Source organism: Labrys monachus, assembly GCF_030814655.1.
Classification (GTDB): Bacteria; Pseudomonadota; Alphaproteobacteria; order Rhizobiales; family Labraceae; genus Labrys; species Labrys monacha.
The window spans coordinates 3,497,495-3,520,596 of sequence record NZ_JAUSVK010000001.1 but is presented as its reverse complement, the minus strand read 5'-3'; the positions used below and the strand labels follow the sequence as shown (position 1 = coordinate 3,520,596).

Annotated in this window: 23 protein-coding genes; 4 read left to right on the top strand and 19 right to left on the bottom strand. The window is 66.7% G+C overall.

Features of this window, described 5'->3' with window-relative positions; all coding sequences use genetic code 11:
* Positions 1–10 precede the first annotated feature (10 nt).
* Both J3R73_RS15935 and J3R73_RS15930 read right to left on the bottom strand, forming a co-directional pair.
* Positions 11–1,639 carry a GMC family oxidoreductase gene (locus J3R73_RS15935; RefSeq protein ID WP_307428707.1) on the bottom strand — a complete coding sequence of 543 codons (1,629 nt, stop codon included), beginning with the start codon at positions 1,637–1,639 and terminating at the stop codon, positions 11–13.
* An 87-nt stretch (positions 1,640–1,726) separates the two neighbouring features.
* Positions 1,727–2,587: an alpha/beta fold hydrolase gene (locus J3R73_RS15930; protein ID WP_307428703.1), complete on the bottom strand. Its 861-nt coding sequence runs from the start codon at positions 2,585–2,587 to the stop codon at positions 1,727–1,729.
* A gap of 142 nt (positions 2,588–2,729) precedes the next feature.
* Between J3R73_RS15930 and J3R73_RS15925 the strand changes: the two genes are divergently transcribed.
* Positions 2,730–3,035, top strand: coding sequence for a hypothetical protein (locus J3R73_RS15925; protein ID WP_307428700.1), 306 nt, complete (start codon positions 2,730–2,732; stop codon positions 3,033–3,035).
* 48 nt (positions 3,036–3,083) lie between these two features.
* Here J3R73_RS15925 and J3R73_RS15920 read toward each other — a convergent pair whose 3' ends face one another.
* The 3 genes from J3R73_RS15920 to J3R73_RS15910 all read right to left on the bottom strand — a co-directional run bounded on the left by J3R73_RS15920 (position 3,084) and on the right by J3R73_RS15910 (position 6,695).
* Positions 3,084–3,497, bottom strand: coding sequence for a nuclear transport factor 2 family protein (locus J3R73_RS15920; protein WP_307428697.1), 414 nt, complete (start codon positions 3,495–3,497; stop codon positions 3,084–3,086).
* Positions 3,498–3,583: 86 nt separating this feature from the next.
* A complete protein-coding gene (locus J3R73_RS15915) occupies positions 3,584–6,442 on the bottom strand; it encodes an ATP-binding protein (protein ID WP_307428694.1) in 2,859 nt (952 codons plus the stop codon).
* A 127-nt stretch (positions 6,443–6,569) separates the two neighbouring features.
* Positions 6,570–6,695, bottom strand: coding sequence for a hypothetical protein (locus tag J3R73_RS15910; protein WP_307428692.1), 126 nt, complete (start codon positions 6,693–6,695; stop codon positions 6,570–6,572).
* A gap of 131 nt (positions 6,696–6,826) precedes the next feature.
* On the opposite strand from J3R73_RS15910, the gene J3R73_RS15905 reads away from it, so the two are divergent.
* Positions 6,827–7,276: a MarR family winged helix-turn-helix transcriptional regulator gene (locus J3R73_RS15905; protein ID WP_307428689.1), complete on the top strand. Its 450-nt coding sequence runs from the start codon at positions 6,827–6,829 to the stop codon at positions 7,274–7,276.
* A 119-nt stretch (positions 7,277–7,395) separates the two neighbouring features.
* On the opposite strand, the gene J3R73_RS15900 is transcribed toward J3R73_RS15905, so the two are convergent.
* From J3R73_RS15900 to J3R73_RS15865, 8 genes are all read right to left on the bottom strand, one after another.
* Positions 7,396–8,175 (bottom strand): SDR family NAD(P)-dependent oxidoreductase, encoded by a 780-nt coding sequence (locus J3R73_RS15900; RefSeq protein ID WP_307428686.1) that lies wholly within the window; start codon positions 8,173–8,175, stop codon positions 7,396–7,398.
* 2 nt (positions 8,176–8,177) lie between these two features.
* Complete coding sequence (locus tag J3R73_RS15895; RefSeq protein WP_307428683.1) at positions 8,178–8,324, bottom strand: hypothetical protein; 147 nt, start codon at positions 8,322–8,324, stop codon at positions 8,178–8,180.
* Entirely contained in the window at positions 8,324–8,749 is a 426-nt protein-coding gene (locus tag J3R73_RS15890; protein ID WP_307428680.1) for a cupin domain-containing protein, read from the bottom strand. The genes J3R73_RS15895 and J3R73_RS15890 overlap by 1 nt, the downstream gene beginning before the upstream one ends.
* A 69-nt stretch (positions 8,750–8,818) precedes the next feature.
* Positions 8,819–9,214 carry a RidA family protein gene (locus J3R73_RS15885; protein ID WP_307437397.1) on the bottom strand — a complete coding sequence of 132 codons (396 nt, stop codon included), beginning with the start codon at positions 9,212–9,214 and terminating at the stop codon, positions 8,819–8,821.
* Positions 9,207–9,626: an acyl-CoA thioesterase gene (locus tag J3R73_RS15880; protein ID WP_307428677.1), complete on the bottom strand. Its 420-nt coding sequence runs from the start codon at positions 9,624–9,626 to the stop codon at positions 9,207–9,209. The genes J3R73_RS15885 and J3R73_RS15880 overlap by 8 nt, the downstream gene beginning before the upstream one ends.
* A 38-nt stretch (positions 9,627–9,664) precedes the next feature.
* Positions 9,665–10,450, bottom strand: coding sequence for an SDR family NAD(P)-dependent oxidoreductase (locus J3R73_RS15875; RefSeq protein ID WP_370879933.1), 786 nt, complete (start codon positions 10,448–10,450; stop codon positions 9,665–9,667).
* A 7-nt stretch (positions 10,451–10,457) separates the two neighbouring features.
* Positions 10,458–12,773: a bifunctional salicylyl-CoA 5-hydroxylase/oxidoreductase gene (locus J3R73_RS15870; protein WP_307428672.1), complete on the bottom strand. Its 2,316-nt coding sequence runs from the start codon at positions 12,771–12,773 to the stop codon at positions 10,458–10,460.
* 159 nt (positions 12,774–12,932) lie between these two features.
* Positions 12,933–14,051 (bottom strand): LLM class flavin-dependent oxidoreductase, encoded by a 1,119-nt coding sequence (locus J3R73_RS15865; RefSeq protein ID WP_307428669.1) that lies wholly within the window; start codon positions 14,049–14,051, stop codon positions 12,933–12,935.
* 115 nt (positions 14,052–14,166) lie between these two features.
* On the opposite strand from J3R73_RS15865, the gene J3R73_RS15860 reads away from it, so the two are divergent.
* Positions 14,167–14,721, top strand: a complete 555-nt coding sequence (locus tag J3R73_RS15860; protein WP_307428666.1) for a winged helix DNA-binding protein — start codon at positions 14,167–14,169, stop codon at positions 14,719–14,721.
* Positions 14,722–14,769: 48 nt separating this feature from the next.
* Here the strand turns inward: J3R73_RS15860 and J3R73_RS15855 are convergent, their stop codons facing one another.
* From J3R73_RS15855 to J3R73_RS15830, 6 genes are all read right to left on the bottom strand, one after another.
* Entirely contained in the window at positions 14,770–15,321 is a 552-nt protein-coding gene (locus J3R73_RS15855; RefSeq protein ID WP_307428662.1) for a VOC family protein, read from the bottom strand.
* A complete protein-coding gene (locus J3R73_RS15850) occupies positions 15,318–16,199 on the bottom strand; it encodes an ATP-binding cassette domain-containing protein (RefSeq protein ID WP_307428660.1) in 882 nt (293 codons plus the stop codon). Before J3R73_RS15850 ends, J3R73_RS15855 begins: the two co-directional genes overlap by 4 nt.
* A complete protein-coding gene (locus J3R73_RS15845) occupies positions 16,196–17,074 on the bottom strand; it encodes an ABC transporter ATP-binding protein (RefSeq protein WP_307428658.1) in 879 nt (292 codons plus the stop codon). Before J3R73_RS15845 ends, J3R73_RS15850 begins: the two co-directional genes overlap by 4 nt.
* Positions 17,071–17,958 carry an ABC transporter permease gene (locus J3R73_RS15840; RefSeq protein ID WP_307428656.1) on the bottom strand — a complete coding sequence of 296 codons (888 nt, stop codon included), beginning with the start codon at positions 17,956–17,958 and terminating at the stop codon, positions 17,071–17,073. The genes J3R73_RS15845 and J3R73_RS15840 overlap by 4 nt, the downstream gene beginning before the upstream one ends.
* Complete coding sequence (locus tag J3R73_RS15835) at positions 17,951–18,958, bottom strand: ABC transporter permease (RefSeq protein WP_370879932.1); 1,008 nt, start codon at positions 18,956–18,958, stop codon at positions 17,951–17,953. Before J3R73_RS15835 ends, J3R73_RS15840 begins: the two co-directional genes overlap by 8 nt.
* Before the next feature lie 124 nt (positions 18,959–19,082).
* Positions 19,083–20,618 carry an ABC transporter substrate-binding protein gene (locus J3R73_RS15830; protein WP_307428650.1) on the bottom strand — a complete coding sequence of 512 codons (1,536 nt, stop codon included), beginning with the start codon at positions 20,616–20,618 and terminating at the stop codon, positions 19,083–19,085.
* A gap of 327 nt (positions 20,619–20,945) precedes the next feature.
* Here J3R73_RS15830 and J3R73_RS15825 point away from each other — a divergent pair, with 327 nt between their 5' ends.
* The gene (locus tag J3R73_RS15825; RefSeq protein WP_307428647.1) at positions 20,946–23,099 is read left to right on the top strand and encodes a ferredoxin family protein; all 2,154 of its coding nucleotides are present in this window, start codon (positions 20,946–20,948) and stop codon (positions 23,097–23,099) included.
* Positions 23,100–23,102 lie beyond the last annotated feature (3 nt).

Genomic DNA, 23,102 nt, shown 5'->3' with positions numbered 1-23,102 from the left:
GAGGGGGAAATCAAAGCCGGCGTTCACGGGCGATGGCCCTGCTCGCCAGCTCGCCGACGATGACGCTGGGCGCCATGGTGTTGGCGAGGGGGACCCGCGGCATCACCGAGGCGTCGGCGATGCGCAGGCGGTCGACGCCGTAGACTTTGAGCTGGCTGTCCACGACCGACATGGCGTCCCGCCCCATCTTGGCGGTGCAGCTCTGGTGCCAGATGGTCGTCACGCCATCGCGGATGAAATCGTCCATGGCGGCGGGCGGGAGCGCCGTCGGCATGACTTCCCGCTTCACGAAGCCGCGAAGCGCCTGCGCATTGCCCACCTCCCGCGCGAGTTCGACGCATCGCCGCAAGGCGACCAGGTCGGCCGGATCGGAGAGGATCTGCGAATCGATCTCGATCGGATCTTCCGGTCCGGCGCCGGTGAGGCGCAGACGGCCGACGCTGTGCGGACGCAGCAGCGCCGGAAAGATCCCCCAGGATCCGCCTGGTATCGCGTGGCGCGCCGCGAGCTCGGCGGTCGGAACCGGAAACTGGATCTGGAGCAATTGGATATCGGGACTGTCCAGCTCCGGCGCGCTCTTGGCGAAGATGGTGGCCTCGCCGCCATTGCCGTGCGGGGGAATCGGCTCCGGATATTCCCAGATGCAACTCGAGACCATGATGTGGTCCTGGAAGTTGGCGCCGACCCCCGGCAGGTGCTCGACCATCGGGATGCCCAGCGATGTCAGCATCGCCGCGTCGCCGATACCGGACTGCATCAGCACCTTCGGGGTGTTGATGGCGCCCAGGGACAGGATCACCTCCTGCGAGGCGAGGAAGCGGTGGCTCCGGCCGTCGAGAATGCACGCCACGCCGATCGCCGCTCCGCCTTCGACGAGGACCTGCGTGACCAGGGTGCCGGGCAGCACCGTCAGGTTCGGCCGGTTCGTCAGCGGGTAGGTGTAGGATCGAAAAATCGACTGCCGCCGGCCGTCGCGAATGCGCAGGTTGAAGTAGGAGGCGCCCCCCGGGCCTTCCATCATGGCGCCGTTCACATCGTCGAAGACGGGGATGCCGAGTTCGACGGCGGCGTCGAGCATGGCGGCTGCGACGGGGTGGGGCTCGATCGGAGGCGTGATGTAGAGGAGACCGTCCTGCCCGCGCCGGGCAGGATCGGGCGTTCCCTGCCAGTTTTCGATCTCGCGGTAGATGTCCAGAACCGATGCATAGCTCCAGGCGGGATCGCCGGCCTGGGCGGCGAAATAATCCCAGTCGCTCTTGTGGCCGCGGGCCCAGAGCATGACGTTGATGCTCGATCCTCCGCCCAGCACCTTGCCCATGCTCATGGGAATGGCGCGTCCGTTGAGATGCGGGTTGGGCAGGGCTGAGAAGCCCCAGTCGCGCACGCTTCCCAGATTGAGCGGCCAGGCCGCCGCCATCTCGACCTCCGGCGTATGGTCGCTGCCGCCGGCTTCGATCAGCAGGACCGAAACGTCCGGGTTCTCGGCCAGCCGCCGCGCCACGACCGAACCGGAGGAGCCGGATCCGCAGACGATGAAGTCGTAGGTGGTCCGCAGGGCGCCGCGAAGTCGCAGCTGGTTTTCTTCGGCCTCGCGGGCGAATTCCGCGTCGAGACCCTCAGGAATTGATATTTCGCTCATCTGATACCCCAGAAAGGGAATTCCCCGTCAATGTGGACGGTGCGGCCCGGCCGCTCGGCGGCTGGGCCGAGGCGATGGTGATCGCGGCTAGGCGTCGAGGAAGGTGCGGACGTGGCTCACGAAGAGAGCGTGGTGCTGGAAGAGGGCGCCGTGGCCGGAGTCGGGATAGAGGACCAGCTGGGCGTCGCTCAGAACCTTGAACATCGCGTAGGCGTTCTCCGCCGGCAGCATGGTGTCATTGCTGCCGCTGACCACGAGCGCAGGCTGGGTGATGGCGCGCAGGGTGGCGTGCTCGGGATCGGGCGTCGCGCACCAGGTGATCAGCGCCTTGGCCTGCGGATTGGTCACGTCGCTGCCGCTGTCGGTGTCCCGATCTTCGGTGCGGGCCTTTGCCCGCTTCAGGAACGCCTGGCCCGCGGCCTGGCTGACGGAGGACGGCGTGAAGAACAGCGGCAGGCGCACGTCCGGCGCCTGCTTGTCGGCGAAGGCCTCCTGAAGAACCGCCATCAGATGTTCTTCGCCCCCTTGCGGGGCGGTGCCGACGAGGATCACCTTGCGGACCAGACGTCCGTGCCGGGCCGCGATCAACTGGGCGAGGAAGCCGCCGAGGGAAAAGCCCAGCAGGTCGACTTCGGACAAACCGAGCAGGTTGATGAAGGTCACCGCATCGTCGGCCATCGCCGCGACATTGTCGGGGGTCTGGCCGGTCGAGCGGCCGACGCCGGCATTGTCGAAGACGATCACCGTACGGTCGGCGGCCAAGGCGTTGACGACGGCGGGGTCCCAGGCGTCGATGTTGCCGGAAAAATGCTGCAGCAGGACCAGCGGCGTTCCGTTCGACGGGCCGAGCCGGCGATAGGCGAACCGGATGCCGCCGCCTTCGACGTAACGGGTGGGGGCCGTCTCCAGCGTGGTACCCTCGCAGGCTGCGGCGTTGAGTTCAGTCATGTCATCCTCCAGGTTGCCTGAGTAAATCGCTGGTTCAGGGCGATGAGGCGAAGGATGACAGAGCGATTGTTGGATGGCGTGTTATGTAGCGTAAGCGGATGTAAAGTCCTGTCATCGAGCAGATTTGATGAGAAATTTCCTGATGAACTCTTCCGAAGCAGGAAATGCATCTTCAGCTTGCTGTGGATGGAGCGTTGTTTCTGCCGACATCGGCTCGGCCGATCCATTCCTGCCGGAAGATGCCATTCACGTAATGAAGGAATTTGGGGGAGCATGGCTCGCGGACTTTGCGCTCGCCCCGCCTCGCGCCCGACGCCCGACGGGCCTGCGGCGTGCTCGGGCGTGGATCCCGATGGCCGAACGACGAGACGCGGCGCCCGTCGCGGCCTCTCGCCGCGATCTCGAAATCTTGCATCGCCAGGGCGCCGCGCATGCGCTTCGCGCGTGACGGGGGCAAGCCCGGCAGGACTTTCGGTACCGGCCCGAGCGGGACACGCTAGATGCCGGATTGATTGCGCAGGATGATCAGCTGAACGATCTTGTCGTCGTGAGATGAAAAATAAAACGCGAGCACGAGGGGATCGGGCAGGCCGCGCTTGTCGAACGAGCCGTCGACATGGGCGGTCACGATCGAATGCCCATAATGCTGCACCGTCTTGACGACCTCCAGCGTCAAGCGCTCGCCGATGATATCGCGGGCCGCCCAGGCTGCGATGGCCTGCTTGCCCCAGTAGTCGACAAGCTGGTCATTGACGAGGGCGTCGTCGACGAATGTCGCCAGCAAGGCGTCGAGATCGCCCGCATTCGTGGCGTGGACATAGGCGGCCACGGATGAAGGCAGCGTCGCGATCGACGTGCCCGGAGGCGCAGGCTGCGTCCCGGGCTCCCGCTGCTTATCGAAGTGAGACATGTCAACAAACGCCCCGTCCTGCATTGGCTCGAGCCAATAGTGCCGGAGGAGGCGCGGGGGGGCATGTTATCCGATGTTAAACGGCGTTATCGTCCGAGGTCTGCGAGGAGCTGACGCGCATATTTCAGGTCCTTTGTCTGGCCTCCCTCGCCAAATCGCCGATGGACGCCTTCCAGCAGGTCGGCGGCCTCGGCCGATCGGCCGAGGCTGGACCACTGCCGCGCGAGCCCGATCGCCGATCGCAGTTCGAGGCTGAGGGCCGATTGCTCCTCGGCTTGCTGCAGGGAGAGCCGGAAAGCCCGCTCCGCGCCAGCCGGGTCGGCCGGCACGGTCTGGAGCAATACCTCCCCACGGAGCCTCAGCAGTTCCGGCACGTTCAAGGTTTCGCCGAACGCCTCGCTCAGGGCCAGGCCGGCGTCGACCACCGCCGCGGCCTCCTCAGCCTCTCCCGCCTTCATCAGGCCTTCGGCCAGGGCCCCATGGAGGGCCGGCGTCAAAGCGTGATGCTTCTGCAGGTGCAACACGCCGAGAGAGCGCCGCAGGAGTGCCGCGCCCTCCGCCGGATCGCCGCGGGCAACGGCGAGTTCGCCGCTCAGCGCCATGCCGAGCGTGTGGTAGGGGCCAAGGGAATGCCGCGCCGCATGACCAAGAAGGCGTCGAACGAGCCGTTCCGCCTCGTCGAGGTCGCCTCGCCACAGGAACACGGTCGTCGTGAAGATCAGAGTCATGCACAGATTGACCGGGTCGTCGCGGTGGGTCGCCAGGTCGATCACGCGCCTCGCGGTCTCGGCGGCACGATCCGGAAGCCCGATCAGCCAGTAGCAGCGCGCGAGCGCGATCAGGGCGCGGACCTCATGATCATAGCCGAAGAAGGCCACTTGCCCGGCGCCGGCAGCCTCGGCGATCGCCAGGCCGCGTTCGCAGTGCCGCCGGGTGCCCAGCTGATCTCCAACCAGGTGGCAGGCGACTCCCAGCACCGACTCTGCCGTCGCGACGATGCCGGGCGAGGCGGTCGCCTCCGCGACGGCCATGCCGCGTCTGGCGACCCTGAGCGCGCCCTGGAAATCGCCGATGCGGGTGAGGAAGATGCCGAGGCCGACCAGGAGGTGCATTTGATACACGCGGTCGCCGCGTGTCTCGGCCAAGTTCAGAGCGGCCTCGACGGCTCTCCCCACATCGTCGCCATTGCCTCGGGTGAACATCGCTGCGGCGGGGAGGAAGGCCTGCAGCGTCAGGTGGGTAGCGCTCCCTTCTTCGTCCGCGGGCAAAGCCGCCAGGCCCTGCTCGCACCAGCGGCCGCATTCGATGAACAAGGTGAGATCGAACAGCAACGGGACCGCCGCGGCTGCCAGCTCCACGCCGATCGCCGCTTCGCCGGCAGGCGAAAAGCTCCATTCCAAGGCCGCGCGGATATTGCCCAGATACGGGGCGGCGAATGCCACGTCTTCGATGGTGATCGCCACGCCCTCGCCCGCACCGCTCGACAGTCGATGGGCGTAATAGAGGGCATGCCGTCTGGCGACGGCGTTCGCCTCTTCGGCCTGCGCGAGTTTTTCGGCCGCGAAGGCCAGCGTCGAATCGAGCAACCGATGATGGGTGATCCCATCGAACGGGGCGATCCAGACGAGCGATTTGTCGATCAGGCTGGCAATCGTTTCGACGACATCGCCCGCATCGATCTGGTCGTCGGCCGCGACGGCCTGAGCGGCCTCCAGCGTGAACACGCCGACGAAGATCGAGAGGCGGCGGAGCACGCGCCGTTCCCGGTCGGACAAGAGGTTGAAGCTCCAGTCCAGCATCGCCGCGAGGGTCTTATGACGGGGCGGGGCGCTTCGGCGCCCTTGCCACAGCAGCTTGAAGCGATTGCTGAGCAGGTCGGCCGTGCCCTGCAGCCCATAGGCGCCGACCCGGCTGCCCGCGAGTTCGATCGCGAGCGCGATGCCGTCCAGTCGGCTGCAGATGGCCGCCACGGTCGGCGCATCGGCGTCCGTCAGCGCACCGCTATGGCCGCTGGCGAATGCACGCTCCATGAACAACTGCACCGCGGGTGTGGCCAGGGCTTCGGCCGCGGTCAGGTCTTCCCGCACGGGCGGATGACCCAGCGGCGTCAGGAAGTGGACGTGCTCCCCCTCCGCCCGCAGCGCCTCCCGGCTCGTGGCGAGGATATGCACCCCGGGGGCATCGTTGTAGAGACGCTCCGTCAGCGAAGCCGCGGCGTCGATGACATGCTCGCAATTGTCGAGGACCAGCAGGATCCGACGCCCCGCCAGGAATGCCACGAGGCCGGGAAGAGGATCGTGCGCCTGTACGGAACTGCCCAGGGCGGTTGCGACAGCGCTCAAGACGACGGCTGCGTCGGTGACGGCACCGAGATCGACAAAATAGACGGCGTTGCCGAACGCATCGAGCAGGGCGTGGGCGACGGAGACGGCCACCGTGGTCTTGCCCATGCCGCCCGGGCCGACGACGCTGACGAAGCGCCGGGAGGCGAGCAGCATCGACAACGCCTCGACGGCGTCGTCACGCCCGACCATACGAGGCAGACGGGGAGGAAGCTTGAGCTTCGGCACGGAACGAGCCTCGGGGAGGGGGGGCAGCGGCGCCGATGCCGATGGCTGAGCGGCTGCACGATCAACCGGCGCGACGAAACAATATCCGCGCCCCGTCACATTGGCGACGTACCGCGCCCCGTCCTCGCCGTCGCCGAGCGCCTTGCGCAGACTGGCGATCGTCACTCTCAGGCTGCCGTCGCCCACCATCACGCCGGGCCATGCCCGGGCAATCAAGTCGCGCTGACTGACGACCTCGCCCGCCGTTTCAACGAGCGCGACGAGGACATCGAGCACGCGATTGCCGACGCCGACGGCCTCTCCGTCCCTCAACAGCAGGCGCTCCTCCGGTATGAGCCGGAAGGGGCCGAAGGAAATGACGTCGCCAGCAGCCATGGAGCCTCGACACGATAGCCATTGAAAAGCGCGAGACACCGGGTCTCACAGACTCTCCGCTATCCTTCCTGTCCGTTCGAACGATTCTTCCCTTCGCGACCCGCGCGGCACGGCCCCTCCGCCGCCATCAGGCGAGCGCTCCGGTCGCGAGTTCCGCGATATTGCCGAACTCGGCCTCGAAACGGGTGACGACGTCTTCAAGGGAGCGCTGGCTGACATGCTCGCAATGCTGGACGGTAAAGCTCTCGATCATGGCTGGCTGTCCGTCCGCGGCTGAATTCGGCTGATGGCCCAGAAGGTGTCGGATACGTCGATTTGACATGAGCGCATATACGCCCTTATATGCGCAGTTACCCTTATCTCCTCGGGGCTGTCAAGGTTGCCATGCGGCCCACGTCGCCGGAGCTCTGCACCTGCCTGGCGATCCGCCAAGCCGCACGGCACGTCAGCCAATATTATGACCAGCATTTGGCGCCGTCGGGACTGCGCATCACGCAGTTCTCGATCCTCGCCAAGTTGAAGGCGCGCGGGCCGTTGACGATCAACGGTCTTGCCGACGTCATGGTCATGGACCGGACAACCCTTGGCCGGAATATCCTTCCGCTGAGGCGCGATGGCCTCATCGCGATCGTTCAGGGCGCGGCGGACCGCCGGAGCAAGGACCTTCACCTGACGGACCTCGGTCGGGAACGGCTCGACGCGGCCCGGCCCTATTGGGCGGCCGCCCAGGCCGGGTTCGACGCCGCCTTCGGCAGCCATCAGGGTTCGGAGCTCAGGGCTCTGATGCGAGCCGTGACGTCGACGGATCTCGTGGTCGAAACGACGGAGCCGTGAGCAGGCTGTCGGCTGACGGAAGCGCCGCCGGGACAGTTCCCTCCCCGCGCGAGCAGGGTCGCGGCCTCCCTGAATCGGCTCCAGGCCGCGAGACGTCGGGCCGGCTGCGGGATGCCCCGTCAATTGTCGAAGATCCCGGTTTCGGTCGCGACGCGCCGATAGGCCGCCCCGGCGGTGAAGCCGCCATCGATGACGAAATCCTCGCCGGTGATGAAGCCCGAGGCATCGGAGGCGAGGAAGAGGACCAGTTCGGCGATTTCTTCCGGCTTGCCGCTGCGTTTCATCGGCGTCATCGCGATCATCGGCTTCAGATGCGGGCTCGCGGCGTTGAGGCCGGTGACCACGAGGCCGGGACAGACGGCGTTGACGCGGATGTGCTTGGAGGCCAGTTCCATCGCGGCGCTGCGGGTGAGGCCGCGCAGGCCCCATTTGCTCGCCGTATAGGCCGGATCGTAATGGCCGGAAAAGGCGCTGTTCGAGGAGATGTTGACGATCGAGCCGCCGGTTTCGGCCATCAGGGGGCTCGCCGCGCGGATGCCGAGAAAGGCGCCGGTGAGGTTGACCTTCAGGACCTTCTCCCAGGCGTCGAGCTCGGTGCCCGCGACCGTCGAGCGGTTGATGATGCCGGCATTGTTGACGAGGATGTCGAGCCGGCCCTTCCATTCCCGCGCCTGCGCCACCGTGCCGTCCCAGCTCTCGGGGTCGGTGACGTCGAGATGCACGAAGCGCGCCTCGCCCCCCTCGCTGCGGATGGCTTCGGCGAGCGCGCGTCCTTCCTCGGCGAGGACGTCGGCGATGAGGACGGCGGCGCCGTGCCGCACCAGAAGGCGGGCTTCGGCCTCGCCCTGGCCGCGGGCGCCGCCGGTGACGATGGCCAGCCGGCCCGTGAGATCCGCCATGCTCAATCCCTCCCTACGATGGCGGCCCGGCGCTGGGCGCCGGGGCCGGCGAGACCGGCGAGCAGGCCGGAGAGGACGCGGACGGTGCCGTCCGCGTCGCAAAGGGCGGGCCTTTCGGCGCCCGCCCGGCCGTGGCGCAGGCGTTTCATCAGGCGCGCCTGTAGCCGGCGAGGGTGGAATCGTCGACGTCCGGCAGGTTGACGACGATATTGTCCGGGGTGCGCGTGGTCAGCCAGACGAGTTCTTCCGTCGTCGACATGTTGACCTCGACATGCGGCCAGTTCGGCGGGACGAACACGAAGTCGCCTTCCTCCATGTCGAGATATTCCGAATAGCCCTCGCCGAAATAGATGCGGCCCTTGCCCTTCAGCACGTAGCCGCCCGTTTCCGCCTCGCCGTGATGATGCGGCAGGGAGCGGTAGCCGGGCTCGTTCGACACCTTGCCGAACCAGATCTTGGTGGCAGGGGTGTGCTGCGGGCCGACGCCGCTGATCCTGACGCAGCCGCCGGACTGGCCGGTCTGCCTGTCCTCCTGGCCTTTGCGGGTGACGACGGCTCTGACCGTTGTGTTCATGGTTTCCTCCTCGGGGCATGATATTCGTGGGGCCGGCGGCCTGACGGCCGCCGAGCCCTGGCATTGCGTTCAATCGGGTACGACGGCCAGCGCCTGGATCTCGACGCGGGCGCGGTCTTCCATCAGCGCCACGACCTGGACGGCCGCCATCGGCGGGAAATGCCGGCCGATGATCTCGCGATAGACCGCACCGATGTCCTTCATGCGCGCCTTGTAGGCCGCGCGGTCGGTGAAGTACCAGGTCATCTGGATCAGGTGCTCGGGGCGTGCATCGGCCGCCTTCAGCACGCCGACGACGTTCAGCAGGGTCTGGCGCACCTGGTCGACGAAATCGTCGGAATGGAACCGGCAGTTTTCGTCCCAGCCGATCTGCCCGCCGACCTGTACGATCCGTCCGCGGGCGCTGATCCCGTTCGAATAGCCGACCGGCTTGGCCCAGCCCTCCGGCTGGATGATTTCATGCATCATGATGAGGTTCCAAATAACGCGAGAGGCCGGCCCTGATATCGTCGGGCCAGGGATGGGACTTGTGGTCGGCGAGCGAGGTGAGGACGATCCGCTGGCGCACCGTCCAGATGATGGCGCCGCGGACCGTGACCACGGTTTCGAGATCGAGCGAGGCGCGGCCGATGGCCCGCACATGCACGGCGAAATCGAGCACGTCGCCATAGACGGCCGGCGCCTTGAATTCGAGATGGAGGGTGACGGTCGGCAGGCCGAGCCGGCGCTCGAACATGATCTCCTTCCAGGTGATGCCGAAGGAGGCGAACATCGCCTCGTTGACATCGACGAGCATGGAAAGATAGGCCGGGTGATAGGCGATCCCGGTGAGGTCGCAATCGCCGAACCGCATCGGCTTCGAAAGGGTGAAGGGCATTCGGGCTTTCCTCGCCGTGTTGTTCTCGTCGCAGCCGTTCATCCGGCCATTATTTCGCCGCCCGCGACGGCGATCGCCTGCCCGGTGACCGCTCCCGCAGACGGCGAAGCGAGCCAGGCGACGGTGTCGGCCACTTCCTCCGGCAGCACGAGGCGGCCCTGGGGATTGAAGGCGGTGAATTCGGCAAGCGCCTCCTCCGTCGTCCGTCCGGTCTTCTCGGCGATCGCGGCGATCGAGCGGGCGATGATCGGCGTATCGGTGAAGCCGGGGCAGACGGCGTTGACCGTCACGCCCTTGCCGGCGAGTTCCAGCGCCAAGGCGCGGGTGAGGCCGACGACGCCATGCTTGGCCGCGCAATAGGCGGAAACATAGGCATAGCCCGTCAGCCCCGCCGTCGAGGCGATATTGACGATGCGCGCGCCCGGCCCGTGCGCCTTGAGGTCGGCGAGCACGGCCTGCGTCACGTTGAAGACGCCGGTGAGATCGACCGACAGCACCCTCGACCACATTTCGAGGCTGGTCTTCTCGAAGGACGCGCTCGGGGCCTCGCCGGCATTGTTGACGAGGATCGAGACGGGGCCGAGCGCTGCGCGCGCCGCGGCGAGCCCGGCGGCGATGGCGGCCGGCTCGGTGACGTCGAAGCCGGCAGCGACGAAGACGGCCTCCCGGCCCAACTCGCCCGCCAGCGCCTCGAGCGGCTCCCCGCGCCGGCCCGCCAGCGTCAGGCGGGCGCCTTCTGCCGAGAGCCGCCGGGCGATCGCGGTGCCGATGCCGCTGCCGGCCCCGGTGACGAGCGCGTGGCGATCGCGAAGACGGACGGTCACCACGCCCTCACTTCGCCGCTGCCGCGGCACGGGCGAGGTTCGCCTCGTACTGGTATTTGCCGGACATGTATTGCTTGGGCCACGGCACTGACTTCAACCCGATGCCGGCGGCCTCGTGCAGCACCCAGGCCGGATCGGCCAGATGCGGCCGGGCGACGGCGCAGAGGTCCGCGCGGCCGGCGGCGATGATCGAATTGACGTGATCCGCCTCCGAGATGGCACCCACCGCGATGGTCGGGATCAGGATCTCGTTGCGGATCTTGTCTGAGAAGGGGACCTGGAACAGGCGGCCATAGACCGGCTTTTCCTCCTTCCAGACCTGCCCGGACGAGCAGTCGATGAGATCGGCGCCGGCGGCCTTGAACATCTCGGCGAAGATCGCCGCATCCTCGGGCGTGTTGCCGCCCTCCATCCAGTCGTGGCAGGACAGGCGCACCGAAATCGGCCTGTCGTCCGGCCAGGCGGCGCGGATCGCATGGAAGACTTCGAGGGGATAGCGCATCCGGTTCTCGTGGCTGCCGCCATACGCGTCCTCGCGCCGGTTGGTGAGCGGCGAGAGGAAGCTCGACAGAAGGTAGCCATGGGCGCAATGCAGCTCCAGCCAGTCGGCACCCGCATCCGCTGCCCGCTGGGCGGCCGCGACGAAATCGGCGGTCACCCGGTCCATGTCGGCCCGGTCCATGGCTTTCGGCACCGGGCCATGTCCGAGATAGGGCAGGGCGGAAGCCGACAGCAGCGGCCAGTTGCCGTTTTCCAGCGGCTGGTCGATGCCGTCCCAGGCGCGCTTGGTCGCCCCCTTGCGACCGGCATGGCCGAGCTGGACGCCGACCTTGGCGCCGGTCTCGCCGTGGATGAACTGCACGAGCCGGCGCCAGCCTTCGGTCTGCTCGTCGTTCCAGAGCCCGAGGCAGCCCGGGGTGATGCGGGCGTCGGGCGAGACGCAGGTCATTTCCGCGAAGACGAGCCCGGCGCCGCCGAGCGCGCGGCTGCCGAGATGCACGACATGGAAATCGCTGATATGCCCGTCGATCGCCGAATACATCGCCATGGGCGAGACGACGATGCGGTTGGGAAGCGTCACGCCGCGTACCGTGTAGGGGGTGAACATCGGCGGCATGCAGCGCTCGCCGTCGGCCACGTCGAGGCCCTGCCTGCGGGCGAACCAGCGCTCATAGCCTTCGAGCCAGGCCTTGTCGCGCAGTCTCAGGTTCTCGTGGCTGATGCGCTGCGAGCGCGTCAGCATGGAATACATGAACTGCTCGGGCTCCATCGTGTCGGCATAGCGCCGGCCGACGACCTCGAACCATTCCATGGCGTTGCGGGCGGCGTTCTGGATGCGCGCGACGTCGACGCGGCGGATCTCCTCATAGGCGGAGAGCACCGCGGGGATCGCCTCCCCGCCGTGGCCGAGCCTTTCGAACTGGTTGGTCAGCTCGATCGCATCGTCGATGGCCAGCTTGGTGCCGGAGCCGATGGCGAAGTGCGCGGTGTGGGCGGCGTCCCCCATCAGCACCACGTGCGACTTGCCGTTGAAATGGCTCCAGTGGCCGCAGATCAGGCGGTTGAAATTGAGCCAGGCCGAGCCGCGCAGGTGGCCGGCATTGGTCATCAGCGAGGCGCCTTCCAGCACGTCGGCGAAGACGGTCTCGCAGAAGTCGATCGAGCCCTGCTGGTCCATGCGGTCGAGCCCGTGGGCGAGATAGGCCTCCTCGGTCGTCTCGACGATGAAGGTCGAGGTCTTGTCGTCGAACTTGTAGATATGCGCCTGGAACCAGCCGTGCTCGGTCTTGCGGAAGTCGAAGGTGAAGGCATCGAAAAGCTTGTTGGTGCCGAGCCAGATATAGCGATTGGGCCGGACGACGAGATCGGGCGCGAAGGCTTCGGCATAGCGGTTGCGGATCTTGGAGTTGAGCCCGTCCGATGCGATGACGAGGTCGGCATCGGGAAAGTCGAGATCGCTGTCCACGTCGGTCTCGAAAACGAGTTCGACGCCGAGCGCCTCGCACCGCGCCTGCAGGATGTTCAGCAGCTTCTTGCGGCCGATGCCCACGAAGCCATGGCCGGTGGTGCGCTGGCGCGTCCCCTTGAAGAGAATCTCGATGTCGTCCCAGTGATTGAAGGCGTCCTCGATTTCGGCGGCGCTCTGCGGATCCCAGGCGCGCATGGACTGCATGGTGGCGTCGGAAAACACCACGCCCCAGCCGAACGTGTCATAGGGGCGGTTGCGCTCGACCACGGCGATGTGATGCTCGGGGTGAAGCTTCTTCATGAGAAGGCTGAAATAGAGGCCTGCCGGGCCTCCGCCGATGCAGACGATGCGCATTGTCGTTCCCTTCGCGGTGCCCGGCTTAACCCACCATATATTCTAAGCTTAAAATATATGGCCGGCTGTTGGCCCGTCAAGCCGAAATTCGGCCGATCTTCCATCGGCAGGGGCGGAGAAACCCCGCGCGGGTTCGCCGCGCGGGGGGCGTCCGAGCGCTCAGGCGGCGTCCCTGGCGGCGGCCACGGGGCGGCGGATGCCGCTGGCTTCCAGGATCGGCAGCACGTTGTCGCGGAAATAGGGGAACTCCTCGGCATAGTCGACGAAGGAGAGCGTCGTGCCGCTGAAGCCCGCCTCATGCAAAGCGAGGATGCCTTCGGCCACCTGCTCCGGCGTGCCGACCAGCGGAAAGCCGCCATGCCCGGCGGCCATGCGGTCGCGGATCAGCGCCAGGAGATCGTGGGGGAAGGAGTGGGCATGGGCGAATTGCAGGCGGACGAGGTTGTCGACGGCCTCCCAGTCGGCATTGTCCTTGCCGAAATAGGCGAGATAGTCGAGGGCCTCCTTCTCGGTGGGGCGGCAGACCACATGCGAGAAGGTGAGGACGCCGAGGTTCCGGCCGGCCGCGCTGCCCTGCTGCCTGAGTTCGGCGATCTCGGCCTTGGAGCGTGAAAGGTCGATTGCCGGCGTGAACAGGAAGTCGGCATTGCGCGCGGCGAAGGCCCGGCCCTGGGCGGAGCCCGCAGCGTTCAGGATCGGCACTTTCCGCGACGGCCGCGGGTCGCCAAGCACCTGTTTCAAATGGAAGAACCGGCCCTCATGATCGAAGGCTTCCGTGTTCCGCCACAGCGCCTTCACCACCTCGAACCACTCTTCCGCATAGGCGTAGCGCGACTCGTGATCGGACGGCAATGCGAGGCCGAGCGCGTCATATTCCGGCTGGTTCCAGCCCGCCACGATGTTGAGACCGATGCGGCCTCTGCTGATCTGGTCGATGGTGGCGATCTGCTTGGCGACGACGACCGGGTGGTTGGCCGCGGTGTGGATGGTCGCGAAGACATTGATGGCGCGGGTGCTGGCCAGCAGGCCCGCCGCCCAGGTCATGGTTTCCAGGACGCCGCCGTGGAAGTTGGTCTCGCCGCCATAGCCGATCCAGCGCGCGATCGGCAGCATGAAGTCGATCCCGGCATCGTCCAGGAGCCTTGCGAGCCGCAGATTGTTGTCCCAGGAATTCACCCAGCGTTCCCGCACCTTGGTGACGGACATGCCGCCGGAGCAGTTGGATGCGAAGGTGCCGAGCAAAAACTGCCCGTCGGTGAACATGGAGTTCTCCGTCATGATGGTTCCCCGATTTTATGTTAGAAATTACGATAGAAAATTTATTTGAAATCTAAAGCTTGTCAATTGGAATCCGCCGCGCGACCTTTGCGGCGCTGGAAATGAGGAAGAGCCGATGGGCGCGCACGACGGGGACGCCGACGAGGCGGAGAGGGGGCTGGACCGGCATTGGCATCTTGCCAGGACCGTGCCGGAAATCGACGTGGCGGAGCTCGAATATGCCCTGATGCGCGCTTTCGAGGCGTTCGGGCGGTGGCAGGCCGAATGCCTGGCCACCGTGATCGATCTCGCCGCGAGCGGCCCCGAAAACGCCATGCTGCACATCATCCGCATGAACGACCGGCCGAAGACCATCAAGGATCTGGCGCGGCTGTCGAACCGGGAAGACATTCCCAACATCCAGTACAGCCTGCGCAAGCTCATCGGCGCCGGGCTCGTCGAGCGCCGGGGGAGCGGACGGTCGGGCGTCACCTATTCGGTGACCGAGAGGGGGCGGCAGGTGACCGACCGTTATGCGCAGGTGCGCGCCTCGCTGCTGATCGAGGCCCTGAGCTCCCTGCCCGACTTCGGCGCCAGGCTGCAGGAGGCGACGAAGACCCTCGAGCTGATGACGGGGATCTACGAGCAGGTGGCCCGCACCGCCGCCACCCATCGGCGCGGCTTTCGCTGAGCGGATCGCCGCGGCCGGGCAGGCGGGCCGGCCGTGCGGGGCGGCGGTTCAGGCGGGCTTGCAGGGATGCCAGAGCAGGATCTCGGCTTCCCGCTCATAGGCCATGCCGTCGGGATAGCTGATCGCCTCCAATTGCAGGCCCCAGGGAGCCTGGAAATACAGGATGGTCTGCCCGGCGATCGGCCCGTCGGCGATCGGGATGGGGCCGAGGCGGGTCGCGATGCCTTCCGCGTCCAGATAGGCCTTGGCGGCGGCGATATCCCGGACATAGAGGCACAGATGAAAGGCGCCGATATCGCTGTTCTTCTGCGCCAGCACCTTCTGGTCGGGCGAGGAATATTCGAACAGCTCGAGATTGGAGCCGCTGCCGGTGCGGACCATCGCGACACGCTCGATGCGGGCGCGGGGATGGACCCCGAGCGCATCGGTCATGAAGGACCCCTCGTCATCGGCGATCGGCCCGAAGCCCAGCACCTTGGGGCAGCCGAGCACGCCCGAGAAGAAGGCGACGGCGGCATCGAGATCCGGCACCGTCAGGCCCACATGGTCGAGGCCGACCAGCCCCGGCAGGCGTTTTTCGGTCGATGGAGCGGTCGTCATGCGCAGGTCTCCTTTGGAACGGGCGGCGGGGCAACGGCATCGGCGGTGCCGGGAAACAGCCAGTGCGGATCGACCTCCGGCAGCGGGATCGCATCCAGCAGCAGGCGCGTGTAGTCGGACTGCGGATGGTCGAACACCTGCGCGCAGGGGCCTTCCTCCACCACCTCGCCGAAGCGCATCACATAGACCCGATCGCAGATGGCGCGGATGACGGAGAGGTCGTGGCTGATGAAGGCCATGGCGAGGCCCATGTCGCGGGAGAGTTCCTTGAGCAGGCGCAGCACGAGCGCCTGGGTCGAGACATCGAGGCCGGAGACGATTTCGTCGGCCAGCACGAAATCCGGCCTCAGCAGCGCGGCGCGGGCAATGCCGACGCGCTGGCGCTGGCCACCGGAAAGCTCGTGCGGGCTGCGGTCCAGCACGGCGGCGGGAAGCGAGACGCGGTTCAGCATCGCCCGGATCTGTACTTCGGCCTCGCGGCGATTGCCGGCCACGCCATGCAGGAGGAGCGGTTCGCCCAGGATCCGGCGGATCGAATGGCGGGGGTTGAGCGAGGCCATCGGGTCCTGGAAGATCATCTGCATGCGCCGGCGCAGGGGCCGCATCTCGGCGCCGCCCAGGCGGGTGATGTCCCGGCCGTCGAGGCGGATGGTGCCGGCCGAGACCGGCACCAGGCGCAGCAGCGCCCGGCCCAGCGTCGTCTTGCCGGAACCGGATTCGCCGACGATGCCGACGGTCTCGCCCCGGCCGATGGTGACGTTCACGCCGTGCAGCACTCGAATGCCCGGCTGCTTCGGCCCGAACAGGGGCCTGCCGCCGCCATAGGTGACCTCGACGCCTCTCGCCTCGACCAGCGCCGTCGCTTCGGTGCCGCTCATCTCAGGCCCCCCTTGTCCGCGGCGCCGACGGCGCCGCGCAATTGCTCGAAGACGGCCTCCGGGACCGGATGAAGCCCGGCATCCGGCCGGTCGTAGCGCGGGCTCGCGGCGATCAGCGCCCTCGTATAGGCGTGCTTGGGGCGCTCGATCAGGTCCGCGGTCGGCCCGGCCTCGATCACCTTGCCTGCATAGAGGAGCGTGACGCTGTCGCAGATCTTCGCGACCACGCCGAGATCGTGGGTGACGAAGATGACGGCGGTGCCGTGCGCTGCCTGCATGCGGCGGATGAGGCGCAGGATTTCCTTCTGGACGGTGACGTCGAGCGCCGTCGTCGGCTCGTCGGCGACCACCAGCTTCGGGCCGGGCGCGAAGGCCGAGGCGATCAGGATGCGCTGGCGCATGCCGCCCGAGAGCTGGTGCGGATAGGAAGCCATCACGCGCGCGGGGTCGCGGATCTGCACCTCCTCCAGCAGTTCCAGCGCCCGGGCATGCGCTGCCTTCGCCGAGAAGCCGAGCTTCAGCCGCAGCCCGTCGGTGAGCTGGGCCTCGATCCGGCGGGACGGGTTGAGCGCGGTCTGCGGATCCTGCGGGATCAGCGTGATGTCGCGCCCCATGATGTCGCGCAGCGCCCGCGGCTTCATCGCGAGAAGGTCGCGGCCCTCGAAGCGCACCCAGCCGCCGGTGATCTCGACGGTGCGCGGCAGAATACCGAGCAGGGCCTTGGCGATGGTCGACTTGCCCGCGCCGGATTCGCCGACGAGGCCGCGCACCTCGCCGCGCTCCAGCGTCAGGCTGACGTCGCGCAGGATCGGCTGGCCGGCATCGCGGGTGGAGGCCGCGCTCAGCGCCTCGACGCAAAGCAGGGGAGCGGTCATCGGCGCATCACCGGATCGAGCGCGTTGCGCAGCCCGTTGCCGAGCTGGTTGAAGGCGAGCACGGTGGCGAACAGCGCGAGGAGAGGGAAGACGAGCACCCACCAGGCCTGGTGCACGATTTCGCGGCCCGCCGCGATCATGCCGCCCCATGTGGGCGTGTCGGAGGAGAGCGACAGTCCGACGAAGGAGAGGATCGCCTCGACGATGACGGCGATGCCCATTTCGAGGCTGACGAGCGCCAGCAGCACCGGGGCGACATTGGGCAGGATTTCCTTGAACAGGATCTGAAGGCGGGAGAAGCCCAGCGCCTGCGCCGCCGTGACATAATCGAGCTTGGCCTGGGTCAGCGTCTCGGCCCGCACGACCCGGCAGAAGCGCGTCCAGTCGATGATGACGATCGCCGCGATCACCGAATGCAGGCCGGGGCCGAGCACGGCGACGAGCAGCACCGACAGCAGCACCGGCGGAAAGGCCATCCAGATGTCGACCAGCCTCGAGACGAGCCGGTCGGTCCAGCCGCCATACCAGCCGGCGGCAAGCCCGAGCAGCGTGCCGATGACCGCCGACAGGCCGGCCGCCGTGAAGGCGACGGTGAGGGCGATCCGCGTGCCGAAGATGACCCGCGAGAGCACGTCGCGGCCGAGATCGTCGGTGCCGAGGAAACAGCCGGGCGCGGCATCGGGGGAGGTCATCGGCGGCATGGTGGCGAGCATGAGATCCTGTTCGAGCGGGTCCTTCGGCGCGATCTGAGGCGCGAACAGGGCGAGGATGACGAGCACGAGCAGGAAGCCGCCGGCGATGACCACGCGGGGCTCGCGCAGCAGCGCGCGCAGCGTCCTCGCGGCGGGGCGCGCGGCCGGGAGGAAAAAGGCTGCGTCAGCCATGGGCCTGCCTCGGATTGAGAAGGGCGGCGATGAAATCCACCAGGATGTTGACGGCGATGAAGAGCGCGCCGAAGACGAGGACGATACCCTGGATCAGCGGCAGGTCGCGATTGATCACCGCGTCGATCGCCATGTTGCCGAGCCCCGGATAGGAAAAGATGCGCTCGACGATGACGGTGCCGCCGATCATGAAGGTGAACTGCACCCCGGTCAGCGTCAGCGTCGGGCCGACGGCGTTGCGTAGCGCCTCCTGCAGCACCAGCCGCAGCGACGACATGCCCTTCAGCCGGGCCAGAAGCACGTAGTCCTGCAGCATGGCCTCGACCAGCGCCTCCTTCAGCGTGCGCACGATCACCGCCGCCAGCGGCAGGCCGAGCGCCAGGACCGGCATCGCCATATGCGCGAGCAGGTCTCCCAGAGCGGCCGGATCGAGCGTCGCGACGCTTTCGACGAGATAGAAGGGCGTCCTGAAATGGGTGGCGACCGCGGGATCGAGGCGGCCGGAGATCGGCAGCACGGGCAGGAACACCCCCAGGACCAGCACCAGCGCCAACGCCCAGACGAAATCGGGCACGGCGAGGAACAGGCCGTTGAGAAAATCGAGAACCGGCTCCAGCGGCGTGCGGCGGGCGAGCGTGCCGATGACGGCGATGATCCCGCCGACGAGAACGCCGAAGACGAGGGCCGCGAAGGTCAGTTCCAGCGTCGCCGGCAGGCGTTCGCCGATCACCTCCATCACATTGCGGCGCAGCGAGATCGAGGTGCCGAAATCGCCCTCCGCCACGGCGCGCAGCCAGAGGACGAATTGCTGCGGCAGGCCGAGGTCGAGCCCGTAATGGGCGCGCAGCGCGGCGATGTCGGCGGGGGTGGCGCTCGGCGAGATCATCATGGCGATCGGATCGCCGGGCACGACGCGCAGCAGGCAGAAGATGATGACGCCGACGCCGAACAGCGTGACGAGCGCCATCAGGAGGCGGTTGAAGATCGAGGAGACAGCCACGGTCCGGCCTGCTTTCATCTGTCCGGGCAGCGTCGTTGCCGCCGGGGGCAGGTTTCGCGATCGACGCATCGCCGGGCCGGACGGTCTGGCCGCCCGGCCCGGACGACGTCAGCTTTCGGCGACGTCAGCTCTTGGCGATCAGCGTCGGCTGCAAGGCGCTCGAGACGTTCGGCGTGACCTTGAGAGCCGCCTTGAAGACGATCGGCTGCACATATTGCAGGAGCGGGATGACGTAGCCTTCCTCCGCGATATATTTGTCGGCAGCCTTCCAGCCGGCGATGCGCTTGGCCTCGTCCTTCTCACCCCAGAGCGGGCCGATCTTCGCATCGACGTCGTCGCTCTTCCAGGCCGAGTGCGGCGATTTGGAGAACATCGCGAAGCCGGTCGAGGTCGTCGGATCGCCGATCGCATCGCCCCAATTGTAGAAGGCTGCCGGCGCCAGCTTGTGGGCGGCGCGCAGCTCGAAATGCTTGGCGATCTCGTAGACCTCGATATCGGCCTCGATGCCGACCTTGCGCCACATGCCGACGATCGCCTGGATCATCTCATAGTCCTTGGGCTTCAGCCCGCGGGTGGTCTGGATCTTGAACTTGACCGGCTTGTCCTTGGAATAGCCGGAGGCGGCGAGCAGGCTCTTGGCCTTGGCCGGATCGTAGCCCACCTTGATCGTGGGGTCGAAGGCGGCATATTGCGGCGCCTCCAGCGTGTCGATCGGCACGCCATAGCCGCGCAGGAGCTTCTTGACGATGCCTTGCTTGTCGATGGCATGGTGGGCGGCGAGGCGCACATTCTTGTCCAGCATCGGCTCGACATTGGTGACGAAGATCATGCCGATGTCGGAGATCGGGGTCGAAACGCCCGAAAGGCCGCTCTTTGCCTTCAGCCGGTCGAACTCCTCATAGGGGATTTCCAGCGTCACGTCGGAGGAGCCGGATTCGATTTCCGCCACGCGGCTCGTCGGGTCGGTCACGAATTTGAAGATCACCGTCTCGAAGGCCGGCTTGCCGCCGAAATAATTGGGATTGGCCTTCAGCCGCAGGAAGGCGTTGCCTTCGTAGGCGTCGACCATATAGGGGCCGCTGCCGATCGGCTTCTTCTCGAAGCCTTCGGCGCCCACCTTCTCATAATAGGCCTTCGGCAGCACATAGCCGGTGAGGAAGGCCATCCATTTGAAGATCGTCGGGTCGAAGCTCTTCACGTCGCCGGTGATGCGCTGGCCGTCGATCTTGAAGTTCCCGATGCCAGCCCATACGCTCTGCACGGGATTGCCGGTCTCGGGCTTTGCCGCTCGCTCCAGCGACCAGACCACGTCCTCGGGCGTGAGAGCCGAGCCGTCATGCCAGGTGACGCCGGCGCGCACGTCCATCCAGACCTTGGTCCGGTCGTCGTTCCAGCCCCAGGCGGTCAGCAGGCCGGGCTTGAAGGACAGGTCCGGTGCCTGGCCGATATATTGGTCGAAGATCGACCGGTATATCGCCTGGATGGCCGGGTTGACGCCCGACAGGCCGACGGTGCCGTCGAAGGAGGGCAGGTTGGCGTTGAAGGCGATGACCAGGGTCGATGCATCGGCGGCCTGCACCGGAATGGTGCCGGCCAGGATCCCGGACAGGAAGGTGCAGGCGCCGAGCCCCAGCACCCGGCGGCGTGTCAGTTCTGTCATGTTCGTGGCTCCGTTGTTCCCTGTACGGATGGTCCGGGCATTGCCGGTCGCTGATTTATTCGAAGCTTAAAATGAAAGAACGGCGTTCTGCAAGCTCGTTTTTTCACGCGGTTGCAAAAAGGCGAGGCAGGGCGGCGCGCTGCGGAACAAATGAGCAGGATGGGACGGGAAGTCGCTGTTATATATGCATGAGCATTAAAAAGAGGCGCTCCATGAGAGTAGAAATCCCATTCCCATAGTTCGAACTTTCTCGATTGACAAAAGTCCCGATATCATAAACATGATTTTGCATATAATGCTGCGACCAACCGATGAAGGGGAACCACCATGGCCGAACGGTCATTCGCACGGGAGGTGGAAGATCTGAAGCTCGGCGCCGGCGAAGTCTTCAGCGGCGAGGGCATCCTCGCCATCACCAAGGCGCTGCTGCAGTCCGGCGTGTCCTATGTCGGCGGCTATCAGGGCTCCCCGATCTCGCATCTGATGGACGTGCTGGCCGACGCCAGGGACGTCATGGAGGATCTCGGCGTCCATTTCGAATCCTCGGCCTCGGAGGCGGCGGCCGCCGCCATGCTGTCGGCCTCGGTGATGTATCCGGTGCGCGGCGCCGTCACCTGGAAATCGACCGCCGGCACCAATGTCGCCTCCGACGCGCTCTCCAATCTCGCCTCGGGAGGGGTGACCGGCGGCGCGCTCATCGTCATCGGCGAGGACTATGGCGAAGGCTCGTCCATCATGCAGGAGCGCAGCCACGCCTTCGCGATGAAATCGCAGATGTGGCTTCTGACGCCGCGCCCGAACCTGCCCTCGATCGTCGATGCGGTGGAGAAGGCCTTCGAGCTCTCGGAAGCCTCCAACACTCCCGTCATGCTGCAGGTCGGCATCCGCAGCTGCCACGTCCACGGCCAGTTCGTCGCCAAGGACAACAAACGGCCGGCCTACACGCTCAGGCAGGCGCTGGAAAACCCGGTCCGTGACGTCAACCGTATCGTGCTTCCGCCGGCTTCCTTCCTGCATGAGCGGGAGAAGCTCGAGCGCCGCTGGCCGGCCGCGGTGGCCTATGTCAAGGCGGCCGGGCTCAACGAATTCTTCGGTCCCGCGGAAGGGCAGGTCGGCCTCATCGTCCAGGGAGGCCTCTACAATTCCACCATGCGCGCCCTCCAGCATCTGGGGCTGGCCGACGTCTACGGCACGAGCCGCGTGCCGATCTACGTCATGAATGTCGCCTATCCGATGATCGACGACGAGGTGATCGCCTTCGCCGCCGGCAAGAGCGCGGTGCTGATGATCGAGGAGGGCGCCCCGGAGTATATCGAGCAGGCGCTGCACACGCTGATGCGCCGGCGCGGCATCGTGACCAAGGTGTCCGGCAAGGACGTGCTGCCGCTCGGCGGCGAATATTCGGCACCCGTGCTCGTCAAGGGCTTGTCGGCCTTCCTGGAGGCGAACGCGCCCGCGCTTCTCGGCAACCGGCCGCCGGTGCCGGACCCGGCGCCGGTGCTGAACGATCCCAGGGTGAAGGCGCTCGCCGAGGTGGTGCCGCCGCGTCCGGCGGGCTTCTGCACCGGCTGCCCCGAGCGGCCGATCTTCGCGGCCATGAAACTGGTGGAGAAGGAACTCGGCGTCCATCACGTCGCGGCGGATATCGGCTGTCACCTGTTCTCCATCCTGCCGCCGTTCAACATCGGCGGCACGACCATGGGCTACGGCCTCGGGCCGGCCTCGGCCTCGGCCTTCAACGTCGAGGCGGGCAAGCGCTCGATCTCGGTGATGGGCGACGGCGGCTTCTGGCACAACGGGCTCGCCACCTCCGTCGGCAATGCCGTCTTCAACAAGCAGGACGGCGTGATCCTCGTCGTCGACAATTTCTATTCCTCCGCGACCGGCGGCCAGGACCTCATGTCCTCCCGCGCCCGGAATCCGCGCCGCAAGACCAACAATTCCATCGTCGATGCGGTGAAGGGCATCGGCGCCACCTGGGTGCGCCAGATCGACCGCACCTATGACGTGGCGAAGATGCGGGACACGCTGAGAGAGGCGCTGACCACCGGCGCGAAAGGCCCGAAGATCATCGTCGCCTCCTCCGAATGCATGCTCAACAAGCAGCGCCGCGTGAAGCCGGAATTCGCCAAGGCGGTGAAGGCCGGCAAGCGCATGGTGAAGGAGCGTTTCGGCGTCGACGAGGATGTGTGCACCGGCGATCACGCCTGCATCCGCCTGTCGGGCTGTCCCTCGCTTTCGGTCAAGCATACGGACGATCCCCTGAAGGACGACCCGGTGGCCGCGATCGACAATTCCTGCGTCGGCTGCGGCAATTGCGGCGAGGTCTCCGAAGCCGCCGTGCTCTGTCCCTCCTTCTACCGCGCCGACGTCATCCACAACCCGACCCGGTGGGACGGTATCCTCCACCGGCTCCGCTCGACGGTGATCGGCTGGCTGCAGGCGCGCCGCGCCGCCCGCCGCATCGTCTTCGCCGATTGAGCA

Coding starts and splice junctions, on each gene's coding strand:
- J3R73_RS15900 (WP_307428686.1), bottom strand. CDS start 8,175: ATGGCGGATCTCACGGGCCGGCTGGCCATCGTCACCGGCGGCGCCCGC.
- J3R73_RS15930 (WP_307428703.1), bottom strand. CDS start 2,587: ATGACTGAACTCAACGCCGCAGCCTGCGAGGGTACCACGCTGGAGACG.
- J3R73_RS15895 (WP_307428683.1), bottom strand. CDS start 8,324: ATGAAACGCCTGCGCCACGGCCGGGCGGGCGCCGAAAGGCCCGCCCTT.
- J3R73_RS15870 (WP_307428672.1), bottom strand. CDS start 12,773: ATGCGCATCGTCTGCATCGGCGGAGGCCCGGCAGGCCTCTATTTCAGC.
- J3R73_RS15845 (WP_307428658.1), bottom strand. CDS start 17,074: ATGACCGCTCCCCTGCTTTGCGTCGAGGCGCTGAGCGCGGCCTCCACC.
- J3R73_RS15925 (WP_307428700.1), top strand. CDS start 2,730: ATGAACTCTTCCGAAGCAGGAAATGCATCTTCAGCTTGCTGTGGATGG.
- J3R73_RS15850 (WP_307428660.1), bottom strand. CDS start 16,199: ATGAGCGGCACCGAAGCGACGGCGCTGGTCGAGGCGAGAGGCGTCGAG.
- J3R73_RS15855 (WP_307428662.1), bottom strand. CDS start 15,321: ATGACGACCGCTCCATCGACCGAAAAACGCCTGCCGGGGCTGGTCGGC.
- J3R73_RS15885 (WP_307437397.1), bottom strand. CDS start 9,214: ATGCATGAAATCATCCAGCCGGAGGGCTGGGCCAAGCCGGTCGGCTAT.
- J3R73_RS15830 (WP_307428650.1), bottom strand. CDS start 20,618: ATGACAGAACTGACACGCCGCCGGGTGCTGGGGCTCGGCGCCTGCACC.
- J3R73_RS15865 (WP_307428669.1), bottom strand. CDS start 14,051: ATGACGGAGAACTCCATGTTCACCGACGGGCAGTTTTTGCTCGGCACC.
- J3R73_RS15915 (WP_307428694.1), bottom strand. CDS start 6,442: ATGGCTGCTGGCGACGTCATTTCCTTCGGCCCCTTCCGGCTCATACCG.
- J3R73_RS15840 (WP_307428656.1), bottom strand. CDS start 17,958: ATGGCTGACGCAGCCTTTTTCCTCCCGGCCGCGCGCCCCGCCGCGAGG.
- J3R73_RS15910 (WP_307428692.1), bottom strand. CDS start 6,695: ATGATCGAGAGCTTTACCGTCCAGCATTGCGAGCATGTCAGCCAGCGC.
- J3R73_RS15935 (WP_307428707.1), bottom strand. CDS start 1,639: ATGAGCGAAATATCAATTCCTGAGGGTCTCGACGCGGAATTCGCCCGC.
- J3R73_RS15825 (WP_307428647.1), top strand. CDS start 20,946: ATGGCCGAACGGTCATTCGCACGGGAGGTGGAAGATCTGAAGCTCGGC.
- J3R73_RS15860 (WP_307428666.1), top strand. CDS start 14,167: ATGGGCGCGCACGACGGGGACGCCGACGAGGCGGAGAGGGGGCTGGAC.
- J3R73_RS15890 (WP_307428680.1), bottom strand. CDS start 8,749: ATGAACACAACGGTCAGAGCCGTCGTCACCCGCAAAGGCCAGGAGGAC.
- J3R73_RS15920 (WP_307428697.1), bottom strand. CDS start 3,497: ATGTCTCACTTCGATAAGCAGCGGGAGCCCGGGACGCAGCCTGCGCCT.
- J3R73_RS15880 (WP_307428677.1), bottom strand. CDS start 9,626: ATGCCCTTCACCCTTTCGAAGCCGATGCGGTTCGGCGATTGCGACCTC.
- J3R73_RS15905 (WP_307428689.1), top strand. CDS start 6,827: ATGCGGCCCACGTCGCCGGAGCTCTGCACCTGCCTGGCGATCCGCCAA.